General features: G+C 62.3%; 1 protein-coding gene. It reads right to left on the bottom strand.

All coding sequences use genetic code 11. From position 1 onward, the window contains the following. The coding region (locus tag N879_RS12990; protein WP_022983390.1) for a Y-family DNA polymerase at positions 1 to 745 on the bottom strand (745 nt) is incomplete at both ends.

Below are 745 nucleotides of genomic sequence, written 5' to 3'. Positions count from 1 at the left end.
GCTCGTCGGGATTAAACATGCCGGTACGGATGCTGATTCGGACGCGCTTGCACATGGACTGCTGTGCCCTCAGCTTCTCGCTGGCCCGAGCGGCATATGCCGCCACTGCGTCCTTGATTGGCTCAAGCTCGCGCAGGCGCTTGCCGAACATCCGCGAGCAGCAGATCTCCTGTTTGGGTGACGCGACCTCCTCCAGATCGAGGCACGGCGTCCCGCGCAGTTCGCGTGCGGTTTTCTCGATGACCACGCTGAATTTTTTGCGCAGGGTCCAGGCATCCGCGCTAGCTAGATCCCAAGCAGTACGTATGCCCAACCTGTTCAGGTGCTCGGTCATCCGGCGACCGACACCCCATACATCGCCGACGTCAGTCACGCGCAGCACCTTGTCGCGCCGCACCGGGTCGAGAAGGTCCACTACCCCACCCGTCTGCTTCTGCCAGCGCTTCGCTGAATGGTTCGCCAACTTGGCGAGCGTCTTGGTCCCCCCAATGCCCACCCCGACCGGGATACCTGTGCTGCGCAGTACCTCAGCGCGGATCCGCCTGCCGAGCACTTCGACGTCTGGCACACCGGTAAGGTCGGCAAACGACTCGTCGATTGAGTACACCTCAACCGCAGGCACCAGGCTCTCGATGACCGTCATGACGCGCTCGCTCATGTCGCCGTACAGCGCGTAATTGCTGGAAAACACCACAACGCCCCAACGCTCCAGGTCGCGCCGGATCTGAAAATACGGCACGCCCAT

It is taken from the genome of Alcaligenes sp. EGD-AK7 (assembly GCF_000465875.3).
GTDB classification, from domain to species: domain Bacteria; phylum Pseudomonadota; class Gammaproteobacteria; order Burkholderiales; family Burkholderiaceae_B; genus Alcaligenes; species Alcaligenes phenolicus.
Note: the sequence above shows the minus strand (reverse complement) of the source record. Positions and strands in the feature narration are given on the sequence as shown.